Origin of the sequence: Vibrio owensii CAIM 1854 = LMG 25443, assembly GCF_000817815.1 — a bacterium.
Classification (GTDB): Bacteria; Pseudomonadota; Gammaproteobacteria; order Enterobacterales; family Vibrionaceae; genus Vibrio; species Vibrio owensii.
This window is the reverse complement of sequence record NZ_JPRD01000038.1, coordinates 1-1,658: the sequence shown is the minus strand read 5'-3', so window position 1 is coordinate 1,658 and position 1,658 is coordinate 1. Positions and strand designations below refer to the sequence as shown.

The following is a 1,658-nucleotide window of genomic DNA, read 5'->3' as shown; positions in this document are numbered from 1 at the left end:
TATCAATCTGTGTGGACACTCATCGTGTATAATCATCGTTTAAGGAGGTGATCCAGCGCCAGGTTCCCCTAGCGCTACCTTGTTACGACTTCACCCCAGTCATGAACCACAAAGTGGTAAGCGTCCTCCCGAAGGTTAAACTACCTACTTCTTTTGCAGCCCACTCCCATGGTGTGACGGGCGGTGTGTACAAGGCCCGGGAACGTATTCACCGTGGCATTCTGATCCACGATTACTAGCGATTCCGACTTCATGGAGTCGAGTTGCAGACTCCAATCCGGACTACGACGCACTTTTTGGGATTCGCTCACTATCGCTAGCTTGCTGCCCTCTGTATGCGCCATTGTAGCACGTGTGTAGCCCTACTCGTAAGGGCCATGATGACTTGACGTCGTCCCCACCTTCCTCCGGTTTATCACCGGCAGTCTCCCTGGAGTTCCCGACATTACTCGCTGGCAAACAAGGATAAGGGTTGCGCTCGTTGCGGGACTTAACCCAACATTTCACAACACGAGCTGACGACAGCCATGCAGCACCTGTCTCAGAGTTCCCGAAGGCACCAATCCATCTCTGGAAAGTTCTCTGGATGTCAAGAGTAGGTAAGGTTCTTCGCGTTGCATCGAATTAAACCACATGCTCCACCGCTTGTGCGGGCCCCCGTCAATTCATTTGAGTTTTAATCTTGCGACCGTACTCCCCAGGCGGTCTACTTAACGCGTTAGCTCCGAAAGCCACGGCTCAAGGCCACAACCTCCAAGTAGACATCGTTTACGGCGTGGACTACCAGGGTATCTAATCCTGTTTGCTCCCCACGCTTTCGCATCTGAGTGTCAGTATCTGTCCAGGGGGCCGCCTTCGCCACCGGTATTCCTTCAGATCTCTACGCATTTCACCGCTACACCTGAAATTCTACCCCCCTCTACAGTACTCTAGTCTGCCAGTTTCAAATGCTATTCCGAGGTTGAGCCCCGGGCTTTCACATCTGACTTAACAAACCACCTGCATGCGCTTTACGCCCAGTAATTCCGATTAACGCTCGCACCCTCCGTATTACCGCGGCTGCTGGCACGGAGTTAGCCGGTGCTTCTTCTGTCGCTAACGTCAAATAATGCAGCTATTAACTACACTACCTTCCTCACGACTGAAAGTGCTTTACAACCCGAAGGCCTTCTTCACACACGCGGCATGGCTGCATCAGGCTTGCGCCCATTGTGCAATATTCCCCACTGCTGCCTCCCGTAGGAGTCTGGACCGTGTCTCAGTTCCAGTGTGGCTGATCATCCTCTCAGACCAGCTAGGGATCGTCGCCTTGGTGAGCCATTACCTCACCAACTAGCTAATCCCACCTAGGCATATCCTGACGCGAGAGGCCCGAAGGTCCCCCTCTTTGGCCCGTAGGCATTATGCGGTATTAGCCATCGTTTCCAATGGTTATCCCCCACATCAGGGCAATTTCCTAGGCATTACTCACCCGTCCGCCGCTCGACGCCGTTATCGTTCCCCGAAGGTTCAGATAACTCGTTTCCGCTCGACTTGCATGTGTTAGGCCTGCCGCCAGCGTTCAATCTGAGCCATGATCAAACTCTTCAATTTAAGATTTTGTTCGGCTCAATGAATACTGAACATTACATAAGTAATGTTTGAATTGACTGTGCTGA

The 1,658-nt window shown here is 52.2% G+C and carries 1 rRNA gene; it reads right to left on the bottom strand.

From position 1 onward, the window contains the following. Positions 1-40 precede the first annotated feature (40 nt). Positions 41-1,593, bottom strand: a 16S ribosomal RNA gene (locus H735_RS19230). Positions 1,594-1,658 lie beyond the last annotated feature (65 nt).